The organism is Roseomonas sp. OT10, assembly GCF_020991085.1.
Lineage (GTDB): Bacteria > Pseudomonadota > Alphaproteobacteria > Acetobacterales > Acetobacteraceae > Roseomonas > Roseomonas cutis.
The window spans coordinates 3195549-3220843 of sequence record NZ_CP087719.1 but is presented as its reverse complement, the minus strand read 5'-3'; the positions used below and the strand labels follow the sequence as shown (position 1 = coordinate 3220843).

The 25295-nt window shown below is 73.0% G+C and carries 15 protein-coding genes; all 15 read right to left on the bottom strand.

The annotated features are described in order from the left end of the window. Positions 1-67: 67 nt before the first annotated feature. The 15 genes from LPC08_RS14770 to LPC08_RS14700 all read right to left on the bottom strand — a co-directional run bounded on the left by LPC08_RS14770 (position 68) and on the right by LPC08_RS14700 (position 25105). The gene (locus LPC08_RS14770) at positions 68-319 is read right to left on the bottom strand and encodes a helix-turn-helix domain-containing protein (protein WP_230449008.1); all 252 of its coding nucleotides are present in this window, start codon (positions 317-319) and stop codon (positions 68-70) included. Between the two features lie 84 nt (positions 320-403). Next, positions 404-2485, bottom strand: a complete 2082-nt coding sequence (gene malQ, locus LPC08_RS14765; RefSeq protein WP_230449007.1) for a 4-alpha-glucanotransferase — start codon at positions 2483-2485, stop codon at positions 404-406. Beyond that, on the bottom strand, positions 2482-4293 hold the full coding sequence (gene treZ / locus LPC08_RS14760) for a malto-oligosyltrehalose trehalohydrolase (RefSeq protein ID WP_230449006.1): 1812 nt from the start codon (positions 4291-4293) through the stop codon (positions 2482-2484). The genes malQ and treZ overlap by 4 nt, the downstream gene beginning before the upstream one ends. Beyond that, on the bottom strand, positions 4294-6402 hold the full coding sequence (gene glgX, locus LPC08_RS14755) for a glycogen debranching protein GlgX (RefSeq protein ID WP_230449005.1): 2109 nt from the start codon (positions 6400-6402) through the stop codon (positions 4294-4296). Continuing rightward, positions 6380-8584, bottom strand: coding sequence for a 1,4-alpha-glucan branching protein GlgB (glgB, locus tag LPC08_RS14750; RefSeq protein WP_230449004.1), 2205 nt, complete (start codon positions 8582-8584; stop codon positions 6380-6382). The genes glgX and glgB overlap by 23 nt, the downstream gene beginning before the upstream one ends. Continuing rightward, the gene (treS, locus tag LPC08_RS14745) at positions 8574-11936 is read right to left on the bottom strand and encodes a maltose alpha-D-glucosyltransferase (protein ID WP_230449003.1); all 3363 of its coding nucleotides are present in this window, start codon (positions 11934-11936) and stop codon (positions 8574-8576) included. The genes glgB and treS overlap by 11 nt, the downstream gene beginning before the upstream one ends. A gap of 28 nt (positions 11937-11964) precedes the next feature. Continuing rightward, a complete protein-coding gene (locus LPC08_RS14740; RefSeq protein WP_230449002.1) occupies positions 11965-15234 on the bottom strand; it encodes a maltotransferase domain-containing protein in 3270 nt (1089 codons plus the stop codon). 279 nt (positions 15235-15513) lie between these two features. Further along, a complete protein-coding gene (locus LPC08_RS14735; protein ID WP_230449001.1) occupies positions 15514-16401 on the bottom strand; it encodes a DMT family transporter in 888 nt (295 codons plus the stop codon). 12 nt (positions 16402-16413) lie between these two features. Continuing rightward, positions 16414-17385, bottom strand: a complete 972-nt coding sequence (gene mltG / locus LPC08_RS14730) for an endolytic transglycosylase MltG (RefSeq protein ID WP_230449000.1) — start codon at positions 17383-17385, stop codon at positions 16414-16416. Positions 17386-17552: 167 nt separating this feature from the next. Beyond that, positions 17553-18836 (bottom strand): beta-ketoacyl-ACP synthase II, encoded by a 1284-nt coding sequence (fabF, locus tag LPC08_RS14725; protein ID WP_255702274.1) that lies wholly within the window; start codon positions 18834-18836, stop codon positions 17553-17555. 45 nt (positions 18837-18881) lie between these two features. Further along, a complete protein-coding gene (locus LPC08_RS14720) occupies positions 18882-19121 on the bottom strand; it encodes an acyl carrier protein (protein ID WP_230448999.1) in 240 nt (79 codons plus the stop codon). 382 nt (positions 19122-19503) lie between these two features. Next, positions 19504-20658: a ceramide glucosyltransferase gene (locus LPC08_RS14715; RefSeq protein ID WP_230448998.1), complete on the bottom strand. Its 1155-nt coding sequence runs from the start codon at positions 20656-20658 to the stop codon at positions 19504-19506. 639 nt (positions 20659-21297) lie between these two features. Then, entirely contained in the window at positions 21298-22221 is a 924-nt protein-coding gene (locus LPC08_RS14710; RefSeq protein WP_230448997.1) for a hypothetical protein, read from the bottom strand. Between the two features lie 134 nt (positions 22222-22355). Further along, on the bottom strand, positions 22356-23507 hold the full coding sequence (locus tag LPC08_RS14705; protein ID WP_230448996.1) for a M24 family metallopeptidase: 1152 nt from the start codon (positions 23505-23507) through the stop codon (positions 22356-22358). Then, the gene (locus LPC08_RS14700) at positions 23504-25105 is read right to left on the bottom strand and encodes an ABC transporter substrate-binding protein (protein WP_230448995.1); all 1602 of its coding nucleotides are present in this window, start codon (positions 25103-25105) and stop codon (positions 23504-23506) included. Before LPC08_RS14700 ends, LPC08_RS14705 begins: the two co-directional genes overlap by 4 nt. Positions 25106-25295 lie beyond the last annotated feature (190 nt).

Below are 25295 nucleotides of genomic sequence, written 5' to 3'. Positions count from 1 at the left end.
CCCGGGCCACCCGCGCCACGTCCGGCGGGCACCGGCCGCGGCAGGGGGCCGTCCGCGCGTGCGTGGATCAGGCGAAGCTGGTGCCGGCGGCGTGGTGCCCGGTGCGGTCGTTGAGCGTCAGGTCGATGCCACGCCGCTCCAGCGCCTCGCGGACGGCGCGCAGGCTTTGCGGGCGGACGGTGCGGCGGCCCAGCTCGATCCGCGAGACGGTGGAGGGAGACAGCCCCGCCTCGGCCGCCAGCGTCTCCTGATCCATCCCCGCCAGCATGCGGCCGGCTGCGATCGCGCGCCCCCGCGCGACGAGGGTGTTCAACTGCATTCTGCTCTCCTTGTGCGAGGACAGGAGATGGGTATCCGACCGGACCGTTTCAAGAACGAAGACCAGGCAAGCCGCTGAAAAGGCTTAGCCTGGGCTGGTGCGTGCGTCGGCCAGGGCTGCCAGCCGCGCGGCGCATCCCGGGTCATCCAGCAACCTCGCCGCCGGGCCGGGCAGGCGCCGGCGCCAGTTCGGATGCTGCTCGGTCGTGCCGGGCAGGTTGGGCTGCTCCACCAGCGCCAGTGCGTCTTCCATGGGCAGCAGCGCCAGGGCGCAGGCGGCGTGGCCGATATGGGCGGCGGCGGCATCGGCGACCGGGGTGCCGTCCTCCGGGGCGGGGGGCTCGCCCCGGGCCGCGCCGCTGTCGCGCATGGCCTGCCAGAGGTTCGCGCGGTCGCGTGCCCGTTCCGCCTGCTGCATGCCGCCGTCGGAGCCCGCGCCCAGCAGGCCCAGCTCCGCGCGCCAGGCGATGTCGCGACCGCGCCACCAGCCGGCGACGGTGGGCAGGTCGTGGGTGGTGGTCACAGCCACCGCGCCGGGGGACCAGCGCGAGGGCGGGATGAAGCGGCCATCCGTCTCCTGCTCGAACCACAGCACGCGCAGCCCCATCACGCCGGCGCCGTCCAGCCGCTCGCGGAAGCCGTCGGGCAGGGTGCCGAGATCCTCGCCCACCACGATGCAGCGGTGGCGGTGCGATTCCAGCGCGACGAGGCGCAGGAGGTCGTCCACCGGGTAGTGGAGATAGGCGCCCTCCATCGGCGAGGCGCCGTCCGGGATCAGCCAGAGCCGGGCGAGGCCCATCACGTGGTCGATCCGCACCCCGCCGGAATGGCGCATGGCGGCGCGCAGCATCTCCAGGAAGGCGGCATAGCCCCCCCGTTTCAGCCCGCGCGGCGAGAAGGCGGTCAGGCCCCAGCCCTGGCCCAGCGGCGAGAAGATGTCCGGCGGCGCGCCGACGCTCAGCCCGTGCAGCATCTCGCGTGGCCGGCTCCAGCCATGGCTGCCGCCGCCATCCGTCCCCACGGCGAGGTCGGCGACCAGCCCCACCCGCGCCCCGGCACCGGTCATCGCCGCCTGCGCCGCCGCGAGCCCGCGATCGGCCAGCCATTGCAGGAAGGCGTGGCGCATCACCTCCCGCGCCTGCTCCCGGGCGAAGCGCGCCACGCCCGGCCCGGATGGGTCGCGGTACTCCGCGGGCCAGTCGCGCCAGTGCCAGCGCGACGGGTCGGCGCCATAGAGATGGGCGTGCAGCGCCTCGAAGGTGGCATGGCGCTCCAGCGCCTCGCCGCCTGCGGCGCGGAAGCGGTCGAACTCCGGGCTGCCCTCGAAGTCGTCGTACAGCGCATGGAACAGCGCCAGCCGCGCGTGGGCGGCGGCGGGCCAGTCCACGAGGTCCAGCGCCTCCAGCCGGGCGAACTCCTCCGCCAACCCGCTCCGCACCAGGGCCACGCGCAGGGCCGGCCCGCCCAGCGTCGCCGGGTCGGCATGCAGCACGTTCAGGAACAGGCGCGAGGAGGGGGAGTAGGGCGAGAAGCGGTCCGGGTCGGCCGAGAACTGCGCGTGCACCGGGCTGATCGCCAGCGCATCGGCGCCGCGCGCGGCGGCGGCACGGCCGAATTCCGACAGCGCGGCGAAGTCCCCCAGCCCGCCGCCGCCCTCCCGCCGCAGCCCGTAGAGCTGCACCGCCAGGCCCCAGGGGCGGGCGCCGTCCCGGACGGGCGCCGCCGCCTCCAGCGCGAAGCAGCGCGGCGGCGCGACGGCCAGGATGGTCTCCAGCCCGCCGATGGTCAGGCGGTGGTAGCCGGGGGGCGGGGAGACGGGCAGGTGGACCAGCCGCTCGCCCCAGCTTTCCGCCCGGCCGCCGAGGGTGTGGCCGTCCTCCTGCACCAGATGGAAGTCGGGCGTGCCCGGCAGGCCGAGCAGCACCGGCTGGCCGGCAACGGCGGTGCAGAGGGGGGGCAGGCGCGATTCCTCCGCCAGCCGCTCCCGGCTGGCCGCGACCTGCGCCGGCGAGTCGCTGGGCAGGCCGAGCGCGTCCAGCACGGCGCGGACGGTATCGGGCGCGACGCCCCGCTCCTCGCCACGGACGTCGCGCCAGCGGGTGGCGAGGCCCGCCGCCCCGGCCAGAGCCAGGAGGTCGGGCGCGAGGGGATCGGCGTCGCGGCTCATGGGGCGGCATCCTGCGGCGGGGCCAGTAAAGCGACGGTGCATCGCGGCGGCAGCCGGCCGGCGGCGAGGGCGGCGGCGGCACCGGCCTCCGTCTCGAAGAGGAGGTCCCCCGACACCCGGGCCGCGGCCGGCTCGGGGCCGAGGTTGACCGCCAGCGTCAGCACCGCGCCATCGCCCATCCGCCAGCGCGCGACCACCGCCGCCTCGCCCATCGCTGCGGCGTCCAGCGCCGTCGCCCCCGGTAGGCGGGGGATGATCCGGTCGCGCCGGATCGCGAGGAGCTGCCGGTGCAGCGCGAGCATGGCCGCGTGCTCGCCCTGCTCCGCCTCCGCCGGGTCGGGGATGGAGGCGCGGAAGGTGGCCTCCTCGTTCGGGTCGGGGATGCGCGTGCGCCGCTCCGGGTCCTGGAAGGCGGCGAACTTCGCGAACTCCTTGCGGCGCCCGTCGCGCACCGCTTCGGCCAGCTCCGCGCCGAGAAAGCCGGTGAAGAACAGGAAGGGTGCGGTGGCGGCCCATTCCTCGCCCATGAACAGCATCGGGATCTGCGGGCAGAGCAGGAGCAGCGCGGTGGCGGCGCGCAGCGCCTGGGGATCGGCCAGGGTGGCAAGGCGCTCGCCCATGGCGCGGTTGCCCACCTGGTCGTGGTTCTGCAGGAACAGCACGAAGGCGGTGGGCGGCAGGTGCGCGCTGGGCTCGCCGCGCGGATGGCCGAGATGGGGCGAATCCTGGCCCTGGAACAGGAAGCCCTCGCGCAGCGCGGTGGCGAGCTTCTCCGCGCCGCCCGCGTGGAAGTCGCCATAGTAGCCCTCGCTCTCGCCGGTCAGCAGCGGGTGGAGGATGTTGTGGCCGTCGTCGTTCCACTGCGCGTCGAAGCCAGGCGCGCCGGGGGCGGGGCGCAGGTGGTGCGCGGCGTTGCGCTCGTTCTCCAGCACGAGGTGGACGTGGCGGCCGGGGGTCTCGGCCTCGATCTCGCGCCGGATGCGGGCGGCGAGGGTGTCGAGCCAGTCCTGCTCGGCGATGGCGTGCACCGCGTCGAAGCGCAGCCCGTCGAAGCGGTACTCCTGGAGCCAGTAGAGCGCGTTGGATTCGAAGTAGTCGCGCACGGCGGGGCGGGTGAAGTCGATCGCGGCGCCCCAGGGCGTGTGGGTGCCCGCGTCGAAGAAGGGCTTCGCATAGGCGTTCAGATAGGCGCCGTCCGGGCCGAAATGGTTGTAGACGACGTCGAGGAACACCATCAGCCCCAGCCCGTGGGCGGTGTCGATCATCGACTTCAGCGCGTCCGGCGTGCCGTAGGCATAGGCGGGCGCGAAGGGCAGCACCCCGTCATAGCCCCAGTTCCGCTCGCCGGGGAAATCGGCGATCGGCATCAGCTCGACCGCCGTGATGCCGAGGTCGCGCAGTCGCGGCAGGTCGCGCTCCACCCCGGCGAAGCCGCCCAGCGCGCCCACATGCAGCTCGTAGAGCACCGTCTCGTGCCAGGGGCGGCCGCGCCAGCCAGGGTTCTTCCAGCGATAGGCGCGCGGATCGACCACCAGGCTCGGATCGTGCACCTCGCCCGCCTGGGCGCGTGCCGCCGGGTCGGGCACGGCGAGGTCGGGCGCGACGCGGTAGCGGTAGCGCGCCCCGGCGCCCACCGGGGCGGTCACGGCGTACCAGCCCTCGCCCTCCGCCCGCATGGGCAGCGGCGCGCGCCCCTCCACCTCCAGCGAGACGGAGCCTGCCGAGGGCGCCCAGAGGCGGAAGCGCGTGCCCGTGCCATCGGGCAGCAGGTTGGCGCCCCAGGGAAGGTCGAGGGCGAAGGTGGTCATTCAGTCCGTTCTCGCGACCAGCAGCATGGCCGAACGGCTGCCGACGGCGAGGGTTGTCTCCTCCGTGCCGATCGCACGTTCCTGTGCCTCCGGCGCCGCGCTGTCGAGCAGGCACGTCCAGCCCTGGCGCGGCTCCGGCAGGACGAAATCCACCGCCTCCTCCCCGGCGTTGAGCAGCAGCAGGCTGACCTCCACGCCGCCCGCCTCCAGCGGCACGGCGCGGCGCATGGCCAGGGTGCGTCCTTCCGGATCGTCCCACAGATCGGGCCGCATCGGCGTGCCGTCGGCATCGAACCATTCCAGGTCGCGCAGGCCGGGCAGGGGCTCGGTGAGGCCGTGCAGGAAGCGGCGCTGGCGCAGCGTCGCCAGGCGGCGCCGCGCGGCGGAGAGCCGGGCGACGAAGCCGGCCAGGCTCTGCGCCTCCGGGCTGGTGGCCAGCTTCCAGTCCAGCCAGGAGACGTCGTTGTCCTGGCAATAGGCGTTGTTGTTGCCGCGCTGGGTGCGGCAGGCCTCGTCGCCGGCCAGGAGCATCGGCGTGCCGGCGGCGGCGAAGACGGTGACCAGCATCGCCCGCTTCAGCCGGGCACGGACATCCCGGATCTCCGGGTCGTCGCTCGGACCTTCCACGCCCCAGTTGCGCGAGAAGTTCTCGCCATGGCCGTCGCGGTTGCCTTCGCCGTTGGCCAGGTTGTGCTTCTGCTCGTAGGAGACGACGTCCTGCAGCGGCTGCCCGTCATGCGAGGCCACGTAGTTGACCGAGGCCCAGGGCTGCCGCCGCCTGCGGTCGAACATGCCGGAGGAGGCGTTGAGCCGCGCCGCGAGCTGCGGCCGCATCCCCGCATCGCCGCGCCAGAAGCGGCGCACCCCGTCGCGGAACTTGTCATTCCACTCGGCGAAGCCGGGCGGATGGTTGCCGAGCTGGTAGCCGCCGGGCCCGATGTCCCAGGGCTCGGAGATCAGCTTCACGCGCGAGAGCACGGGGTCCTGGCGGATCGCGTCGAAGAAGCCGGAGCCGGCGTCGAAGCCGTGCGATTCCCGTCCCAGGATGGTGCCGAGGTCGAAGCGGAAGCCATCCACGCGGAAGGTGGTGACCCAGTGGCGCAGGCTGTCCATCACCATCTGCAGCACGCGCGGATGCGACAGGTTCACCGTGTTGCCGGTGCCCGTGTCGTTGATGAAGCGCCGCTCGTCGTCCGGCAGGAGGCGGTAGTAGCTGGCATTGTCCAGCCCCCGCCAGGACAGGGTGGGGCCGCGCTCGTCGCCCTCGCAGGTGTGGTTGTAGACGACGTCGAGGATCACCTCGATGCCCGCCGCGTGCAGCCGGCGGATCGCCATCTTGATCTCGCGCAGCGAGCCGCTGGCGAGATAGGCCTGCTCCGGCGCGAAGAAGCCGAGGGTGGAATAGCCCCAGTAGTTGCGCAGGCCCTGCTCCACCAGGAAGCGGTCCTGGGCGAAGGCATGGATCGGCAGCAGCTCCACCGCGGTGATGCCCAGGCGCTGCAGGTGCTCGATGACGCGCGGATGCGCCAGCCCGGCGAAGGTGCCGCGCGACGGCTGCGGGATGTCGTCGCGCCGCATGGTCAGGCCGCGCAGATGCGCCTCGTAGATCACCGTGTCGGACCAAGGCACGTCGGGGCGGCGGTCGTCGCCCCAGGAGAAGCTCTCGTCCACCACGAGGGCCTTGGGCATGGCGGCGGCGCTGTCGCGGCGGTCGAAGGACAGGTCCGTCCGCCCAGCCCCGGGCCGGTAGCCGTAGAGCACGTCCGACCAGGCGATGGTGCCCACCAGCTTGCGGGCATAGGGATCGAGCAGCAGCTTGTTCGGGTTGAAGCGGTGCCCGCGCTGCGGCTCGTAGGGGCCGTAGGCGCGGTAGCCGTAGACGATGCCCGGCGTCGCATTGGGCAGGTAGCCGTGCCAGACTTCGTCGGTGCATTCCGGCAGAGGGAACCGGGCCAGCTCCTTGCGGCCGGAATCGCTGAACAGGCAGAGCTCGATCTTCTCCGCATGGGCGGAGAAGACGGCGAAGTTGATTCCCAGCCCGTCCCATTGCGCCCCGAGCGGATCGGGCCGCCCGGGGAGGAGGCGCTTAGGTAGCGACGGCGGGAGCATGCTCCACGGGGACTCCTGGCGAAAGGACCAGGGTGGCCAGGGGGGGCAGGGTCAGCAAGAGGGAGCGTCCCTCGCCGTGGCTGGGCAGGGGCTCCGCCGCCACGCCGCCGCCATTGCCCACCCCGCTTCCGCCGTAGTCCAGGGCGTCGGTGTTCAGCACCTCCCGCCACCAGGTGACGTCGCCCTCGCCATGTCGCCAGCCGGGGACGCCGATGCGGTAGCCCTGGCGGGGCACGGGGGTGAGGTTGCAGACCACCAGCACCGGCGCCTCGCCCCCCTCGCCCTCGCGCAGATAGGCGAAGACGCTCTGGTCGGCATCGTCGCCGATCACCCAGCGGAAGCCGCGCGGCTCCGCGTCGAAGCGATGCAGGGCCGGCCAGCCGCGATAGGCGCGGTTGAGGTCACGGACGAGGCTCTGCACGCCGCGATGCGCGGGATCGTCGAGCAGCTGCCAGGGAAGCTGCGCATCGTGGTTCCACTCCGTGGGCTGCGCCAGCTCGCCGCCCATGAAGAGCAGCTTCTTGCCGGGATGCGTCCACATGAAGCCGAGATAGGCGCGCAGGTTCGCCCGCTTCTGCCAGTCGTCGCCGGGCATCTTGCCGAGCAGCGAGCCCTTGCCGTGCACCACCTCGTCATGGCTGAGCGGCAGGACGAAGCGTTCCGAGAAGGCATAGACCAGGCCGAAGGTCATCTGGCCATGGTGCCAGCGCCGGTTGACCGGGTCCTCCTGCATGTAGTGGAGCGTGTCGTGCATCCACCCCATGTTCCACTTGTAGGAGAAGCCGAGCCCGCCCTCCCAGACGGGCTTCGTCACCCCCGGCCAGGCGGTGGATTCCTCGGCGATCACCATGGCACCCGGGCAGCGCTCGTGCACGATGCCGTTCAGCTCGCGCAGGAAGGCCACCGCCTCCAGGTTCTCGCGCCCCCCATACTGGTTCGGCACCCATTCGCCGGCCTTGCGCGAGTAGTCGCGGTACAGCATCGAGGCCACCGCATCCACGCGCAGCCCATCCACGTGGAAATGCTCCAGCCAGTGCAGGGCGCTCGCGATCAGGAAGCCGCGCACCTCGTCGCGGCCAAAATTGTAGATCAGCGTGTTCCAGTCCTGGTGGAACCCCTCGCGCGGATCAGCGTGCTCGTAGAGCGCCGTGCCGTCGAAGCGGCCCATGCCATGCGGGTCGGTCGGGAAATGCGCCGGCACCCAGTCGAGGATGATGCCCAGGCCCGCCGCGTGGCAACGATCCACGAAGCGCGCGAAGCCCTCCGGCGGGCCCAGCCGCGCGGTGGGGGCGAAGAGGCCCAGCGGCTGGTAGCCCCAGGAGCCGCCGAAGGGGTATTCGGTGATCGGCAGCAGCTCCAGATGGGTGAAGCCCAGCCCGGCGGCATAGGGGATGAGCCGGTCGGCGAGGGTGTCCCAGTCGGGCTCCCGGCCGTCCTCGGTCTTCCACCAGGAGCCGGCATGCACCTCGTAGATGGCGATCGGCGCATGCGGCGAATGCGCGGCGCTGCGCCAGGCCATCCATTCGCCGTCCGTCCATTCCGGCGGCTCCGGCGCGGCGACGACCGAGGCGGTGGCCGGGGCATGCTCCGCGGCCAGGGCGATCGGGTCCGCCTTCAGCGGCAGCACCGCGCCGTCCGGCGCCGTGATCTGGTACTTGTAGCGCGTGCCCGGGCCGATGCGCGGGACGAAGATCTCCCACAGGCCCGAGACGCCGCGCCGGCGCATCGGATGCCGCCGCCCGTCCCAGGCGTTGAACTCGCCCACCACGGCCACGCGACGCGCATTCGGCGCCCAGACGGCGAAGCGCACGCCGGGAACGCCGTCCACCGTGAGCGCCTGCGCGCCGAAGACCTTCCCCAGCTCGCGGTGCCGGCCCTCGCCGAACAGGTAGACGTCCAGATCGCCGAGCAGCAGGCCGAAGGCATAGGGGTCCTCCGTCTCCTGCACCCCACCCGGCCAGCGGATGCGCAGGCGGTAGGGGCCCGGCGGCACCGCGCCGGCGAAGAGCCCGGCCGGGTGGATGCGCTCCAGCGGCACGGGGTCGCCATCCTCCGGCAGCACCTCCACCGCCTCGGCCCCGGGCTGGAAGCTGCGCACGACGTCGCCGTGACGGCCGAGCAGCGCGAAGGGATCGCCGTGCCGCCCCTCCACCAGGGCGGCGATCTCCGCCTCACCCGCCATGCGGCACCAGCCGGTCGGCGATGTCGGCCAGGCCGCGCAGCGGCACGCCGATCCAGGCGGGGCGGTTCGCCGCCTCGTAGCGGATCTCGTAGGCGGCCTTCTCGATGAGGAACAGGTCGAGCAGCGCGCTCTCCCCTCCCTCGGGGACCCAGTGCGTCATGGCTTCCGCCTCCACTGCGCGATAGGAGTCCAGGAAGGCCGCGCAGGCCTCGTCCCGGAAGCGCTCCAGCAGCGCCTGCTTGCGTTCGGCCGGGGCCGCGCCGGCCCCCCCGTGATCCTGCCCCGCGACGGAGGCGGCATAGTCGAAGGAGCGCATGAGGCCCGCGACGTCGCGCAGCGGGCTGCCCTTGGCGCGCCGTTCCTCCAGCGGCCGGGCCGGCTCGCCCTCGAAGTCCACGATCACCGCGTCGCCCTGCGCCACCAGCACCTGGCCCAGGTGGAAATCGCCGTGCACCCGCGTCTTCAGCGCGCCCGCCGCGGCCTCGGCCAGCCGGCGCACCCGCTCCCGCAGGGCCTGCCGGCGCTGCAGCAGCCCCGCGGCGATGGCGGCGGTGGTCTCGTCCGGCCACTCCGCCTGCCGCTCCAGCAGGTCGAGCGCCGGCTCCAGCTGCTCCAGCGCGCCGTCGGCCCAGGCGATCCGGTCCTCCGCCCCCGCCGGCTCCGGCGCGAAGGCCGTGTCCTCGCTGGGCCGCGCCAGCACCGCGTGGAGCTCGCCCAGCCGCGTCCCGAGGGCGCGGGCGAAGGCCAGGTAGCCGGCCAGGACGCCCTCCGGCGCCTGCTCCGCCAGGGCGGCATCGTCCAGCGCGCGGGAGAGCCAGTCCAGCGTCCAGGCCCAGCCATCGCCTTGGTTGCGCACGAAGCCCTGGAGCAGCATCAGCGTGACGGGCGTGCCGTCCGGACCGGTGCGCACCACCTCCCCCAGCAGCGGCGCGATGTTCTGGAAGCCGGCCTCCGTCAGGTGGCGGGTCATCTCCGCCTCCGGATGGATGCCCGGTGCCAGCTTGCGCAGGATCTTCAGCACCACCTGCTCGCCCACGATCATCGAGGAGTTCGACTGCTCCGCGGAGAGGCGGCGGATCTCCGGCGCCTCCGGCATCTCGACGGAGGCGAGCTGCTGGCTGCCGAGGAAGCGAATCTCTCCCTCCTCGCTCTGCGTCGTGGCGCCGGCGCGGAAGTTCGCGATGGCGGCATGGGCGAAGTCGTCCGAGGCGAAGGCGTCCGTCAGGTAGCCGACCCGCCGCACCTGGCGCACCCGCGACAGGGCGAGCTGGTAGGCCAGCGGGCTGGCGCTGTCGTCATCCTCCACCGCCGCCATGGGCAGGCAGTAGCGCTCGACGCGGCCGGGCAGCCTCGCCTCGACCTCGGCGAAGAGAACGTAGCGGGCGCCAGGGAAGGGGGCCATCGCCTTCAGCTCCACCGCCTCCAGCGCCTCGCCCTTGGCGGCGAACCAGCGGCGCTTGGGCAGGTAGCTGGGCAGCACCTCCCGCTCCAGCTCCCGCCGCTGCGCCGGGCCGAGGCTGGTGGCGGTGGAGGGGAGGACCAGGGTGCGCAAGTCCGGCAGCGGCTCCGGCGCCGTGGTGTGCCAGGCGGGCAGCGCCTGCTCGGCGGCGAGCACGAACCAGTAGAAGCCGTAGGGCGGCAGGGTCAGCAGGTAGTTCAGCTGCCCCACGGCGGGGAAGGCGGTGCCGCCCAGCATCTCCACCGGCACCCGGCCGGCGAAGGCGGAGAGGTCCAGCTCCACCGCCTGGGCCGAGCGCGAGAGGTTGAAGACGCACAGGATCGTCTCCCCCTCGTACTCGCGCAGATAGGCCAGCGCCTTGCGGTTGCCGGGGTAGAGCAGGCGCATGGCGCCGCGGCCGAAGGCCTGGCTGCGCTTGCGGGTGGCCAGCATCCGCTTGGTCCAGTTCAGCAGCGAATGCGCGTCGCGCGACTGCGCCTCGACGTTCACCGCCTGGAAGCCGTAGAGCGGGTCCTGGATCGCGGGCAGCACCAGCTCCGCCGGATCGGCGCGGGAGAAGCCGCCGTTGCGGTCGGGCGACCACTGCATGGGCGTGCGCACCCCGTCGCGATCGCCCAGGTGGATGTTGTCCCCCATGCCGATCTCGTCGCCGTAGTAGATCACCGGCGTCCCGGGCATGGAGAGCAGCAGCCCGTTCATCAGCTCCACCCGCCGCCGGTCGCGTTGCAGCAGCGGCGAGAGGCGGCGGCGGATGCCCAGGTTGATGCGCGCCCGCTTGTCGGCGGCATAGGTGTTCCAGAGGTAGTCCCGCTCCTTGTCGGTGACCATCTCCAGCGTCAGCTCGTCGTGGTTGCGCAGGAAGATGGCCCACTGGCAGCCCTCCGGGATGTCCGGGGTCTGGCGCAGGATGTCGGTGATCGGGAAGCGGTCCTCCTGCGCGATCGCCATGTACATGCGGGGCATCAGCGGGAAGTGGAACGCCATGTGGCATTCGTCGCCCTCGCCGAAATACTGCTGGGTGTCCTCCGGCCACATGTTGGCCTCGGCCAGCAGCATCTTGTCGGGGTATTCCTCGTCCAGCTTGCGGCGCAGCGTCTTCAGGATCTCGTGCGTCTCGGGCAGGTTCTCGTTGCTCGTGCCGTCGCGCTCGATCAGGTAGGGCACGGCGTCGAGGCGCAGCCCGTCCACCCCCGCGTCCAGCCAGAAGCGCATGACGTTCAGCACCTCGACCATGATGCGCGGGTTGTCGAAGTTCAGGTCCGGCTGGTGGCTGAAGAAGCGGTGCCAGAAATAGGCCTTCGCCTCCTCGTCCCAGGTCCAGTTCGACTTCTCCGTGTCGAGGAAGATGATGCGCGTGCCGGAGTAGAGCTGGTCGTTGTCCGACCAGACGTAGTAGTCGCGCATCGGGTCCCCGGGCTGGGCCTTGCGCGCCGCCTGGAACCAGGGGTGCTGGTCGCTGGTGTGGTTGATCACCAGCTCGGTGATGACGCGCAAGCCCCGCTTGTGCGCCTCCTCGATGAACTGCCGCGCGTCGTCCAGCGTGCCGAAATCCGGGCTGACGTCGCGGTACTCGGCGATGTCGTAGCCGTCGTCGCGGCGCGGCGAGGGGTAGAAGGGCAGCAGCCAGAGGGTGTCCACCCCCAGCTCCTGCAGGTAGTCGAGCTTCTGCAGCAGGCCGGGGAAGTCGCCCACCCCGTCATTGTTGCTGTCGAAGAAGCTCTTGACGTGCAGCTGGTAGATGACCGCGTCGCGGTACCAGTGCGGGTCCTGCTCCCCCGCCGGGCCAGGGGCCGGCGCGGTGCCGGCGAGGATGGTCGCCGCCGGTCCGGCGCCGGACGGGCTGGCCCCGGAGGGGGCGGCGGTCGGGGAGTCCGGCGATTGGGCCTGGGACATCGTTCGGGCGTACTCCAGGGTCGTGCCGTCAGGCGCCCGCGGGGCGGACGCGCCAGATGGCGAAGGGCAGGTCGGCCGGGTCCAGCCGCAGGCGCTGGTGCTTGCCGGTCAGGGTGAAGCGGTTGCCGCGCATCAGGTCCTCCACCTCCAGGCTGCCATGGTCGGGCAGGCCCCATTCCCACAGCGGCAGCTCGTAGTCGGCCTCCTGCGGCTGGAACGGGTCCAGGCTGACCGCGACCAGCAGCACGTTGGAACGGTCCGGATTCGCCTTCGCGTAATACAGGATGTTGTCGTTCCAGGCGTTGTGGAAGGCGACGCCCAGGTGGCTATGCAGCGCCGGGTTGGCCCGGCGGATGGCGTTCAGCCGGGTGATCTCGGCGATGATGTTGCCAGGGCGGTCGTGGTCCCAGGCCCGGATCTCGTACTTCTCGCTGTCGAGGTACTCCTCCTTCCCTTCCTTGACGGGCGTCGCCTCGCACAGCTCGAACCCGTTGTAGACGCCCCAAAGGCCGGAGAGCGTCGCCGCCAGCGCCGCGCGGATCAGGTGGCCCGGCCGGCCGCTGTGGTGCAGGAAGAGCGGGTTGATGTCCGGCGTGTTGACGAAGAAGTGCGGGCGGAAGAAGTCGCGTGGCGCGGTGGTGTTCAGCTCCACCAGGTAGTCGCGCAGCTCCGCCTTGGTGTTGCGCCAGGTGAAGTAGGTATAGGACTGCGAGAAGCCGACCTTCGCCAGCCGGTACATCACCTTGGGCCGGGTGAAGGCCTCCGACAGGAACAGCGTGTCCGGGTGCTTCGCCCGGATGTCGCCGATCATCCATTCCCAGAAGGGCAGGGGCTTGGTGTGCGGGTTGTCGACGCGGAAGGTTTTCACCCCCTGCTCCACCCAGAACAGCACGGCGTCGCGCAGCGCGACCCAGAGCGACGGCTTCGCCCCTTCGGCGTAGAAGTCGACGTTGACGATGTCCTCGTACTTCTTGGGCGGGTTCTCGGCGTATTTGATCGTCCCGTCCGGGCGCCAGTCGAACCATTCCGGATGCTCGCGCAGCCAGGGGTGGTCGGGCGAGCACTGGATGGCGAAGTCCAGCGCCAGCTCCAGCCCATGCGCCTCGGCCGCCTCGCGCAGCCGGCGGAAGTCGTCCAGCGTGCCCAGGGCGGGGTGCAGCGCGTCGTGCCCCCCATCCTCGGAGCCGATGGCATAGGGGCTGCCGACATCCTCCGGCCCGGGGGTCAGGGTGTTGTTGCGGCCCTTGCGGTTCTTCCGCCCGATCGGGTGGATCGGCGGGAAGTAGAGCACGTCGAAGCCCATGGCCCGGATGCGCGGCAACTGGGCGATCACGTCGTCCAGCGTGCCGTGGCGGCCGGGATCGCCGCTCTGGCTGCGCGGGAAGATCTCGTACCAGCTCGCGAAGCGGGCGGCGGTGCGCTCCGCCTCCACCAGCCCGGCCGATTCCTGCCGCACGCGGTGCGGCCGGTCGTCCGCCTCGGCCATCAGGGTCGCTGTCGTGGGGGCGAGCAGGGCCTCCACCCGGGCCGCGTTGTCGCCCTCGGCCAGCCGCGCCGCGAGTGCCGCCAGCGCGCTGCCCAGCTCGCCGGCATCGCGCTCCGCCGCGGCGGCCACCAGGCGGCGGCCCTCCTCCAGCTCCAGCGTCACGTCGATCCCGGCGGCGTGCTTCTTCTGCAGCTCGTCGCGATAGGTGGCGAAGACGTCCACCCAGCCCTCGACGGCGAATTCGTAGCGGCCCTGGCGCTCCAGCGGGAAGCTCGCCGCCCAGCGGTCGTTGTTGAGGAAGGCCATCCGCACCTGCTGCCAGCCCGGCTCGTCCGCCGCGCGCCAGAGCAGCGCCACCCCCAGCTTGCCGTGCCCATCGGTGAAGACGTCCGCCTCCACCAGCACCGCCTCGCCCACGATGCGCTTCACCGGGAAGCGGCCGCCATCGACCAGCGGCGTCACCGCCTCGATGGCGACGCGCGGCGCTTCCACCGCCTCGTCCGGCGTGGGGCGCATCCGCTCCGGCCGCTCGATCGGCGTGGCCGGGCCGGCGGCGAGCAGCCGGACCTCCCCCGCCTCCAGCAGCAGCGGCACGCCGGGGCGCAGCGGCGCGGCCTCCGCCTCGCCCAGCATGCGGAAGGGCCCCAGGGCGCCGCCCGCCTCGGGCAGCAACGCCTCGGGCGAGACGGCGCCGGCCACCCGCAGGGCCGGATTGGCCAGGATCACCACGCCCTGCCCCGCCGTGCGGGGATCGCCGCCCTCCAGCCGCAGGATCGCCGCCACCGGCGCATCCGGGCCGGTGAGCGGCAGCATCGCCCCGCCGGCCAGCGGCGCCAGCTTCGCCGCCAGCGCATTCGCCTCGGCCAGCCCGTCGGACAGGTCATAGGGCGCAGCCCGCCGCAGCGCGGCCCATTCCTCGGGCGAGCCGGCGGCGGGGGAAAGCGGCGCGCTCGCGCCAAACTCGAAGCCCATCGGCACCAGCAGCCCGTCGCCGAAGGCGGCGGCGAAGCGCAGCGCCCGGCGGGCGGCGCGCTCCCGCAGGCCGGAATCGCCCTCCCCGGCGTCGAGACGCGGGCCGAAGGGCGCCTCGGGGAAGGCCAGCAACGGCGCGGCGGTGGCGAGGGCGCCGTGCTCGGCCATCAGCCAGCCGGCGCGGAAGTCCCACCAGGCGGCGGAGGAGGCGAGCCGGGCGAAGCCGGCCTCCCCGAGCGCGGCAGCGGCCGGCAGGGGCAGGCCGGGCGTCCAGGCGAGGAAGGCGCAGCCCGGCGCTGCGGCGATCAGCCGGCGCCACGCCTCCGGCGGCAGCCGCTCCGGGTGCAGGGCGCGGAAGCCCGCCACCCCGGCCTCCGCCCAGGCGCGCAGCCGCGCCTCCCACCAGGCGGCCAGCCCGTCCGGGAAGCCCTGGGAAAGAGCCAGGGCGCGGTCCTCGGGCGACAGGCGAGGATCAGTATAGGCGGCCTCTGCGACCCGGAACCACTCCGGATGCGCGGCGGCCATGGCGCCATCCGCCGCCACCTGGTCCGGCGACAGGTCCATCACCAGCGAGAGGCCGTGCCGGCGGCAGGCGGCAGCGATCGCGGCCACGGCGGCGGTCCCGTCGCCCGCGACCCCCAGCCCCGGATGCGGCTCGTCGTAATCCGCGACCCGGCCGAGCTCGCCGGCCTGACCCGGGCGGAAGGCCGGCGGGATGGCCACGCCCCGGAAGCCCAGGGCGGCGATGCGCTCCAGCTCCGGCTCCCAGGCCGGCAGGGGGCCGGCGAGCAGCGGGTGGAGGTAGTAGAGCGGAAATACGGACGGCTTGGCGTCGGTCATGGGGTCGCTGTCTTCGGCTTGTGGCCGACCGCGAGGCGATCGACGGGGGAGGGGAGGGGACGAGAGTGTCGCCGGCCGCGGCCGGACCAAAGCGGTGCCCGGCTAAACAGGGCGTGAAGCGGCGCCCTCGGCGGACCGGGCCCGGGACGCGGCCGCGAAGCGCCAGGACAAGTTGCCGGCCGCGGGATCGGCCGCTGGGTCAGGTCTGACAGGGATCATGGCCACAGCAACCGCCGCCGTCCCGCACGGTTGCGTCGCATCATGCCGATGCGCGGCGGCTCAGCCCGTCGGACTGCCTGGCCGGGTGGTCAGCCAGACTCCCAGCAGGACGACCGATCCGCCCAGCAGGATGCGCGGCTCCGGCCATTCCGCCAGGGCCAGGGCGGCCAGCAGGGCGGCGAAGACCGGCTGCAGGTAGCCGACCATCGCGGCATCGGTGGCGCGCGCCCGCTGGATCAGGCCGGTGAACATCGTCACCGGGACGGCGGAGGCGAGCACTCCCGTCGCCAGCAGCACCAGCCAGATGCTCCAGGGCTGCGCGAGCCCGGCGGCGCCCCCCTCCACGGTCCACATCAGCGTGCCCGCCCCCAGGGCCGAGACCGTCTGCTGCCCAAGGGCGAGCTGGGCCGCGACCCCGGGCATCATGATCCGGGTGTAGACGGTGCCGATGGCGTAGGAGGCGGCGGTGGCCAGCATCAGCAGCCCGCCCGCCAGATCGGCCCCCGGCGCCAGCGCGGCCGGCCCGATGATCAGGGCGATGCCCGCGAAGCCCGTCAGCAGCCCCGCCACCGCCGCCAGGCCGGGCCTCTCGCGCGGCAGCAGCAGCGCCGCCAGCACGCCGATGAAGAGCGGCGAGGCGGACTGGATCAGCGCCGCCTGGGCGGAAGGGATGCTGCCGAGCGCCGTCGCCGTCATGACGTTGGGCAGCCAGCCATTGGTGGTTCCCAGCACCAGGGCATGGCCCAGCATGGCGGGGCGGTAGCCGCGCAGCGCCCCGCTGGCGATCACCCAGACGAGCATGCCCGTCGCTGCCATGCTGCCGCGGGCGCAGGCCAGGGCGAAGGGCGGCATCTCTCCTGCCAGATAGCGGACCAGCGGGAAGCCCGAGCCCCAGAGCGCCGAGATCAGCAGCAGCCGCCACCACAGCGGCCAGCCCGACAGGGTCATCGGGACATGGCGTCAGGGATTGGCGGCGTTGCGGGCGCGCCAGCGGGCCACGTTGCGGTTGTGCTCCTCCAGCGTCCGGGCGAAGGCATGGCCACCGGAGCCATCGGCGACGAAGTAGAGCTCCTCCGTCCTGTCCGGGTTCAGCACGGCCAGCACCGCCTCCCGCCCCGGAGCGGCGATCGGCGCGGGCGGCAGGCCACGGACGCGGTAGGTGTTGAAGGGGTGGTCGCGGTCCAGGTCGGCCCGGGTCAGCGGCCGGTCCAGCGGCCCGCCATCGGCCGCGGCATAGGCCACGGTCGGGTCGGATTGCAGGGGCATGCCCCGGCGCAGGCGGTTGATGAAGACGCCGGCGACCCGGGCGCGCTCGTCGGCGCGGCCCGTCTCGCGCTCGACGATGCTGGCCAGGATCAGGGCCTCGCGTGGGGAGGCGAGGGGCAGGCCGGCCTCCCGCTTCTCCCAGGCCTCGGCGAGGAAGCGCTCCATCGCCTGCCCGGCCCGGCGCAGCAGCGGCGCGCGGGCGTCGCCCCACTGGTAGGCATAGGTGTCCGGCAGGATCTCCGCCTCGTCGAGCGGCGGGGTGTCGCCGGTCAGCCCCTCGGCGCGCCCGACCAGCGCGGCGATCTCGCGCGCCGTCAGCCCCTCGGGGATGGTCAGGCGGCGCTGGACGGGCCGGGCGGTGCGCAGCACGGCCAGCACCTCGCGCAGCGAGCTGTTGGCGGGGAACAGGAACTCCCCGGCGCGCAGCGGGCCGTCCTGCCGCGTCAGCCAGGCCGCCAGGGAGAAGGCGCGCGGATCGGCGATGACGGCGCGGTCCTGCAGCGCCTCGGCGATGGCGGCGGTGCCGCCGCGCGGCACCACCACGGCGGTGGGCGAGGCCAGCGGGCCAGGCGCCTGGTAGCTGCGCCAGCCCCACCAGGCGGCACCGCCGGCGCCGAGGGCGGCGACCAGCACCAGGATCAGGAGGAAGCGGAACAGTCGGCGCATCTCACCCCCGGATGGGATGGCGGAGGCGGCTCCGCAAGGGTGGCCGGGCGGCCACGCTGTCGCGAGGAGCCGCTCCGGTCCCGGCTGCGGGCGGACCCTTGGGACGTGGCGTGGAACGGGCCTCCGCGCCCGTCAGGCTGCGGCGCGGAACAGGCCCCCCGCGCCCGTCAGGGCGCGGCGCGGAACAGGATGGAGGCGTTGGTGCCGCCGAAGCCGAAGGAGTTGGACAGCGCCACCTCGATCGGCCGCTCCTGCGCCACCAGCGGCACCCGGTCGATCACGCTGGGGCGCGAGGGCTCCTCCAGGTTCAGCGTCGGCGGCGCCACGTCGTCGCGGATGGCGAGCAGGGAGAAGACCGCCTCCACCGCGCCGGCGGCGCCCAGCAGGTGGCCGATCGCCGATTTGGTGGAGGACATCGCCACCTTGTCCGCATCGCCGTTGAACAGCTTCTCCACCGCCTCCAGCTCCAGGTCGTCGCCCATCGGCGTGCTGGTGCCGTGGGCGTTGATGTACTGGATGTCGGCGGGGACGATGCCGGCCGACTTCAGGCAGGCCTTCATGGCGCGGTAGGCGCCGTCATGGCCCTCGGCCGGGGCGGTGATGTGATAGGCGTCGCCGGACATGCCGTAGCCGATCACCTCGCCGTAGATCTTGGCGCCGCGCTTCTTCGCGTGCTCCAGCTCCTCCAGCACGAGGACGCCCGCGCCCTCGCCCATGACGAAGCCGTCGCGGTCCTTGTCCCAGGGGCGGGAGCCCTCGGTCGGGCGGTCGTTGAAGCCGGTGGAGAGCGCGCGGGAGGCGCAGAAGCCCGCCATGCCGATCTCGCTCACCGCCGCCTCCGTGCCGCCCGCGACCATCACGTCCGCGTCGCCGAAGGAGATCAGCCGCGCCGCGTCGCCGATCGCGTGCACGCCGGTGGCGCAGGCGGTGACCACCGCGTGGTTGGGGCCCTTGAAGCCGTAGCGGATGGAGACGTGGCCGGAGGCCAGGTTGATCAGCGCGGAGGGGATGAAGAAGGGCGAGAGGCGCTTGGCCCGGCCCTGGCTGACCTGGACGGAGGCATCGTAGATCGCCGGCAACCCGCCGATGCCGGAGCCGATCATGACCCCGGTGGCCCAGCGATCCTCCTCGGTCTGGGGAACCCAGCCGCTATCCTCCACCGCCTCGGTGGCCGCGACCATGGCGAGATGGATGAAGCGGTCCATCTTCTTCTGGTCCTTCACCGGGACCCATTCGGCGAGGTCGAGCCCCCCCGTCTCCCGCGTGCCGGCCGGAACCTGCCCGGCGATCTTCGCGGGCAGGTCCTTCACGTCGAAGGACTGGATGGCGCCGATGCCGCTTTCGCCGGCGAGCAGCCGTTGCCACACCTTCTCCACGCCCACGCCGAGCGGGCAGGCAATGCCCATGCCCGTGACGACCACGCGCCGGGGCGCAGAGAGCTGACCGAACACCTTGGCGCTTCTCCCGTTTCTTGACTCAGGCCCAGGCCGCCCGGATCAGGCGGCCTTGTGCTCCTCGATGTACTTGATGGCGTCGCCGACGGTGGTGATCTTCTCGGCCGCGTCGTCCGGGATCTCCACGCCGAAGGCCTCCTCGAAGGCCATCACCAGCTCCACCGTGTCCAGGCTGTCGGCGCCCAGGTCGTCGATGAAGGAGGCGCCCTCGGTCACCTTCGACTCCTCGACGCCGAGATGCTCGACGACGATCTTCTTCACCTTGTCGGCGGTGTCGCTCATGCGCGGTTCTCTTCTCCTGCGGCTGGGCAACGCCCGCCAGAAACCCGGATCGCACGGGAAAGCCCGAAGTTGCCGTCCCGCGCGGGCGGCGGCCTTAACATGGAAGTCAGGGGTGGCCTAGGGGATAGAGCCACGCCCCCGCCACGCTTCCGCCATGATCGGCGCGGGGTGTGGCGGGGCTGTCGCGGCGGCCGCGCCCGCCCCGGCGCACCTGGCGGAACCCCGGCGCGCCGTGCCCGTCGCGCCATGGCCCGAGGGTCGCCCCGGGGTGGTGGTCCCCCAGGGCGGTGGTCCCGGGACGCAGCCCGGAAGCGGCGACCGTTCCGCCCCGGGGATGCACAGGCCGGCCCGCCCCCGCGCGGATCGACCCGTTCGGGAGCGTTCAGCGCCCGCTTCCGCCCTCCCCGCCCGGGCTCAGCGCCGCCGTCTGCACGTCCATGGTGTTGCCGCGCCAGGTGACCCGGTCCCCGGCCCAGCCGTGCACCCACAGGCCCAGCACCATGGCATCGCGCACCAGCGCGGCGGCCGGCAGCCACCACGGTGCCTCCCACCCCTTGCTCCGGGCCAGCCACGCCTCCGCCCCGTAGGAGAGCAGCAGGATGCTGGCCGCGGCCGCCCAGGCGGGATGGCCGGACAGCCCGGCCGCGAGCATGCCCAGCAGCGCGGCCAGGATGGCGCTGACCAGCCCCTCCAGCAGGAACAGCCCCGGGAAGGTGACCCGGCGCAACCGTGCCCAGCGGGCCTGCCGGCTCCAGACCTGCGCCGCGGTGCGGCGGCCCAGCGGCTGCGCGAAGGGGTCGTCCACCAAGTGGACCCGCAGCCCGGCCCGGCGCACCAGCTTGGTGGCGGCGGCGTCCTCGGCAATCTCCGCCCCCAGCGCGGCGATGCCGCCCAGCGACTCCAGGGTGGGGCGGTGCCACAGCATGCTCTTGCCCTGGGCGAAGCCGCGGCCCAGCCGCTCGCCGGCATACTGCCAGCGGGCCTGGAGCGTGTTGAGGAAGGCCGCCTCGATCCCCGCCCAGAAGCCCAGGGCGCGGGTGCCCAGCGGGGTGGAGCAGACCAGCCCGCTGTCCGGCCGCCACGCCGCCCGCAGGCGCTGGAGGTAGTCGGGCGGCATCAGCACGTTGGAATCGGCCAGCACCACCCAGTCGTGCCGGGCCGCTCGCCAGCCCTTGACGCAGTTGTTCAGCTTGGGATTGCCGCTGACCGGGTCGTCGCCCAGCAGCAGCCGGGACGGGATGGCGGGATTCGCCGCCATCAGCCGGCGCACCACCGGCACCGCCGGATCGTCGGCCCGGGCGGCGCAGAAGACCAGCTCGTAGGCCGGGTGATCGAGGCGGAAGCCGCTGCCCAGGGTCTCCGCCAGGAAGGGCTCCGCGCCGCAGACGGGGCGGACGATGCTGACCGGCTCGGTCCCTGCCGGCGGACGCGGCAGGCGGGGGCGCGGCCGCAGCCGCAGCGCCGCCAGGGCCAGGCTGCCGAGGTTGACCGCGACCAGCAGGAGGCAGGCCACGAGGGCCAGGGAGGCTGCGCTCATGCCCAGCGCCCGGCGGCGGGCGGGGCGGCGGGGTGGGACAGGAAGGCCATGCCGTCGTCTCCGGCTGGGGGCGGATCGCCGCCGCGCCGGCAGATGCCCCGGAACGGTCGGCGGAAGCGGCCCGCCCGGAGGCCGGCCGCTCCCGGCGCGGCCCTAGCACGCACCCCACGCCGCCGGGCCACGCGGCCGGTGGCGGAAGACGAAGTTCATCGGAACGACACGGAAGCCGGACCCGCGCCCATGTGGGGCCCGACCTCCGTGTCGGATGTTCCGGCGGCGGACCGGGAGGAGATGCCGGCCTGCGGCATCGACGCCGTGCGTCGATCCCCACCCCGGACCCTCCCCTGCCGGGGCCACAAGCGGGCCCCGGACCCCACTGGGAGTCTGGTGCTGCGCGGCTGCCGGCAGCCTCTGGGCTGAACCCTGACGGAGCTCGGACAGGCGGGACTCTGAAAAAGCGTCATAGGCGTCAGCGAGGGCGGCCGTACCCGCCGAGGAGCATGGCTCCTCGGCGCCTCGACCCCATCGCAATCATCCGCGCGGCAGCGCCCACCGGGTCCAGGGCCCGCAGGGTCCTGGCGGAGTGGGGGACCGGGGGCGAGGCAGAGCCTTGCCCCCGGGGAACGGGCGCACGCGCATTCAGAGGCGCAGACAGGGCGCGAGCGCCGCCCGCACGGCCTCTCGCGCGTTGCGCAGGCCCAGCGTGCCCTGCTGTCCGCCGTTCATGGTCAGGCGCAGTCCGCTTCCGGGCGCGGCCAGCAGGCGCGGCAGGGTGGAGCCGCGCAGGTCGGCGACCCAGACATGGGCGCCGCGGGTGCGGTCGCTGGCCTGGGGGCGGATCGGCACCTCTGCCCGGCCGGCGGAACCGGCGAAGCCCACCGTCACCGAATCCCAGGGCGGGCGGGCGCGCAGGGTGAAGACCGCCATGGGCACCTCTCCGTTGCAGGTCAGCGCGAGACCCGTCACCGCCGAGCCCTGCGGCCCCTGCACCATGGCGGCGGGGGTGCGACCGGGAATGTCGCGGAGTTCCCAACCGCCGGCACCCGGGGCGGCGGCCGGTTCCCGCGGGGCCGGAGAGGGGCGGCGGCCCGCCGGTGGCGGGGCGCCGAGGGCCGCCATCCGCTGTCCGTTCCAGGCGATGCGGCGCTCGCAACCATCGGCACCCGCGCGGCCGCAGCCGCCGCCGTGGAGCATCAGCTTCATCACCGGGGGCGAGGCGGCCCGGTCGAGCTCCCAGCCCTGCACATGGCCGAGGTGTTCGGCGACATGGCCACGTGGGGTAGAGAGGAAGAGCGAGACGGGACAGCCGGCGGAGCCACAGAAGAAGCTCTCCGCCCCGGCGCAGTTCAGGCCAGAGAGGTCCAGGATGTAGTCCGGGATGCCGTCGCCGTTGAGGTCCACGACCGTCTGGTACTCGCGCCCGGCGCTGGGGCGGCCGCCGGCGCCACGGCAATCGGCGAAGGTCTCCTGCGTGGAGCGCCGCACGATGTCCGGGACCTGCTGGGCCCGCGCCGACGGGACCAGCGCCGAGGGGGCCAGTCCCGCCAGGAGCAGCAGGGCCACCAGCCAGCGTCCAAGCCAGCCTCTCCCCGCGACGGGGAACCCGTCCCGCTCGCCTGTTGCCATAGTCAGCCTCCCGTTCGCTGCCGGCGGGAGTTTGTGCGATTCCCGATCAGGGAAGGAAGGGAAACGCGCCGCTACCGCACGCCCCACTCCACCGTGTCGTCCGCCAGCGGGCGGAAGCCCTCCGCCGTCAGCTCGGAAGGCATGCTGGCCGCGATGCAGCCCAGCCCGTCCTTGTAGAGGCAGGGCACGACGTGGAAGCACATGCCCGCCTCCAGCACCATGTCGCTGTTGCGGCGGATGGCGGCGACGTCGTCCTCGCCCCAGCCGGGCGGGAAGGAACCGCCGATGCTGTAGGCGGGACGGGTGACCATGTATTCCGCATAGCCGGCCTTCTCGATCACCGTCTCGAAGACGCGCGCCGCCTCGTGGGAGGTCATGCCGGGGCGCACGGCGGCATAGCCGGCGTCCAGCGCCTCGCGGCAGACGGCGAACATGCGCCGCGCCTCCTCCGGCGGCTCGCCCAGCGAGGCCATGCGATAGACCGGGGTGGTGTAGTCGCGCACCGAGGCGGCGGGCTCCACGTTCACCACCTCGCCCGGCAGGATCGTCTCGCCGCACCAGGTGACATGGGCGCGGGCGGTGCGCGGGCCGGCGCAGACATTGGGCATCTGTGCGATGCGGTCGGAGCCGTGGCGGATCAGCGCGGCCGTCACCACCGCCGCCAGCTCGCTGTCCGTCATCCCCGGGCGCAGCGCCTCGTAGCCCTCGCGGCAGGCCGTGGCGACGATGTGCCCGGCCCGGCGCAGCAGGGCGATCTCGGCCGGGCTCTTCACGCGGCGGAGGCTCTCCACCAGGCCGGAGACGTTCTCGCAGGCGAAGCCTGTCTCGGTGATGCCGAGGAAGCTGGCGAGGCTGGCCTTGACCGAGCCCAGCTCGATCCCGATCCGCCGCGCGGCGGGGAAGCGTTCCCGCAGCGTGTCGCGCAGGACGGTGCCGAACTCCTGCCCGTCCGCGACGCCCACGCCCTCCTTCGCCCAGAGCTCGGCGTTGAGCGCCCGGATGTTGCTCAGCTCCGTGCGGCGGATCACCCAGACGCCCGTGCCGTCCGCCCCCAGCAGCAGCGCCGTGCCGGCGTACGCCAGCGAGCCGAAGCCTGTGAGGTAGTAGATGTTCTCGGAGGAGGTGAGGATCAGCGCATCCAGCCCGCGCTGCGCCATCAGGGCGAGGGTGGCGGCGCGGCGGCCCTCGAACTCCGCGGCCGCGAAGGGCAGCAGCGGGGTCATGCCGTCTTCTCCAGGTTCCAGAAGACGGAGACGTCGAGCGAGTCCAGGATGCCCGTCACCGCGTTGCGATGGGCGATGTAGCTGGTCCACTGGCCGAGCGGGACGTGGTGCCCCGTCTCGAAGGCGCGCTCCTGGTACGCCTTCGCGATCGCGAGCTGGGCATCGCGCCCCTCGGCCAGCGCCCAGTCGAGGCGCAGGTCCTCCAGCTTCGCGTCGCAGGGCTGGCCGAAGAGTCCTTTGTCGCAGGCGCCGGAATAGGCGACGCTCCAGACGGGCGTCGACATGCCGATGGTGCTGTTATACGAGTGCAGGATGTTCCACCCGCCCTGCGACACGGGCGTGGTGGAGTTGCGCCGGCGCAGCGCCGTCGCCCAGTCCAGCGCCTGCGCATCCACGTTCAGCCCGATCGCGCGCATCGCCTGCGCCGTCACCAGCGTCGCCGGATGGGCGATGCCTTCGTCCACCGGGTCGAGCAGCACGATCGGCTGGGCGAAGTCCCACCCCGCCTCGCGGAACAGCGCCTTCGCCTTCTCGGCGTTGGGGTGCAGCAGCGGCTCGCTGCCGGCCTCGTTCGCCATCGGCGTGCCGCAGGCGAAGAAGGACGCGCAGGTGCGGTAGTAGTCGGGATTGCCGCTGATCGCCTGGAGGTAGTCCTCCTGCTTCGTCAGCCAGAACATCGCCTGCCGCGCCTTCGCGTTGTCGAAGGGCGGGATGGTGTGGTTGAAGTAGATCTGCCCCTGGGTGCCCGTCTTGTTGATGACGCGGGTTTGCACGCCGCGCATCGCCTTCAGCACGGGCAGGAGGTCCATGATCGGCGCCTCCCACAGATCGACCTGACCGCTCTGCAAGGCGCCCATCGCCGTCTGCTGGTCGCGGATGGTGACCCACTCCACGCGGTTCAGCTTCACGACCTTGCCGCCGGCGAAGGCCGAGGGCGCCTCGGCGCGCGGGGCGTAGCCGTCGAACTTCTCGTAGACCACCTTGCTGCCCGGGTCCCATTCGCCACGCACGAAGCGGAAGGGGCCGGAGCCGGTGGGGTCGGTGATGGCGGTGAAGGGGTCCGTCTCCGCCAGCCGCTTCGGCATCATGAAGGGGACGTTGGAGGCGACCTTGCTGAAGCTCTCCAGCACGATGCCGTAGGGGCGCGTCAGCTTCAGCTCGAAGACGCGGTCGTCGACGGCGCGGAGATTCTCCGTCATCCGCATCATCAGCTGCCCGGCGGCGTCGCGAGCCCCCCAGCGGCGCAGCGAGGCGACGCAGTCCTCCGCCGTGACGGGCGTGCCGTCATGCCAGCGCAGCCCCTCGCGCAGGCGGAAGCGCCAGGTCCTGCGGTCGTCCGAGAGCGTGTGGTCCTGCACCATCTGCGGGCGCGGCGTGAAGCCCTCGTCCAGCGCGAAGAGCGTATCGTAGACCATGTAGGCGTGCATCTTGACGATGTTCGCCGTGGAGCCGAGCGGGTCGAGGATCGACAGGTCCGCATGCGGCACGAAGCGCAGCGTGCCGCGATCCTGGGCATGGGCGCGCCGGGACAGAAACGCGGGGGCCGCCGCCCCGAGCGCGAGGGCTCCGGCAAGCTGGCGGCGGGACAGGTTCGGCATGGGAGGTTCCCGTTTCCTGGCGCGGGCTTCGCGCCCGGTCATGGCGCGAAGGATGCAGGAAAGGGGCCAGGCAAGAAAAGACGGGGGAGTGACCTCCCCCGAATCCCCCTCCCTCTTTCAGGAGTCCGCACCTTGCGGGGCCTGCGCCCCACCCGCGGGCGGCGCCCGCGTGGAACGGGCGCAGATCGGC

Excerpts from the sequence above, each read along its gene's own strand:
- LPC08_RS14770 (WP_230449008.1), bottom strand. The coding sequence starts at position 319 with ATGCAGTTGAACACCCTCGTCGCGCGGGGGCGCGCGATCGCAGCCGGC.
- malQ (WP_230449007.1), bottom strand. The coding sequence starts at position 2,485 with ATGAGCCGCGACGCCGATCCCCTCGCGCCCGACCTCCTGGCTCTGGCC.
- treZ (WP_230449006.1), bottom strand. The coding sequence starts at position 4,293 with ATGACCACCTTCGCCCTCGACCTTCCCTGGGGCGCCAACCTGCTGCCC.
- glgX (WP_230449005.1), bottom strand. The coding sequence starts at position 6,402 with ATGCTCCCGCCGTCGCTACCTAAGCGCCTCCTCCCCGGGCGGCCCGAT.
- glgB (WP_230449004.1), bottom strand. The coding sequence starts at position 8,584 with ATGGCGGGTGAGGCGGAGATCGCCGCCCTGGTGGAGGGGCGGCACGGC.
- treS (WP_230449003.1), bottom strand. The coding sequence starts at position 11,936 with ATGTCCCAGGCCCAATCGCCGGACTCCCCGACCGCCGCCCCCTCCGGG.
- LPC08_RS14740 (WP_230449002.1), bottom strand. The coding sequence starts at position 15,234 with ATGACCGACGCCAAGCCGTCCGTATTTCCGCTCTACTACCTCCACCCG.
- LPC08_RS14735 (WP_230449001.1), bottom strand. The coding sequence starts at position 16,401 with ATGACCCTGTCGGGCTGGCCGCTGTGGTGGCGGCTGCTGCTGATCTCG.
- mltG (WP_230449000.1), bottom strand. The coding sequence starts at position 17,385 with ATGCGCCGACTGTTCCGCTTCCTCCTGATCCTGGTGCTGGTCGCCGCC.
- LPC08_RS14720 (WP_230448999.1), bottom strand. The coding sequence starts at position 19,121 with ATGAGCGACACCGCCGACAAGGTGAAGAAGATCGTCGTCGAGCATCTC.
- LPC08_RS14715 (WP_230448998.1), bottom strand. The coding sequence starts at position 20,658 with ATGAGCGCAGCCTCCCTGGCCCTCGTGGCCTGCCTCCTGCTGGTCGCG.
- LPC08_RS14705 (WP_230448996.1), bottom strand. The coding sequence starts at position 23,507 with ATGACCCCGCTGCTGCCCTTCGCGGCCGCGGAGTTCGAGGGCCGCCGC.
- LPC08_RS14700 (WP_230448995.1), bottom strand. The coding sequence starts at position 25,105 with ATGCCGAACCTGTCCCGCCGCCAGCTTGCCGGAGCCCTCGCGCTCGGG.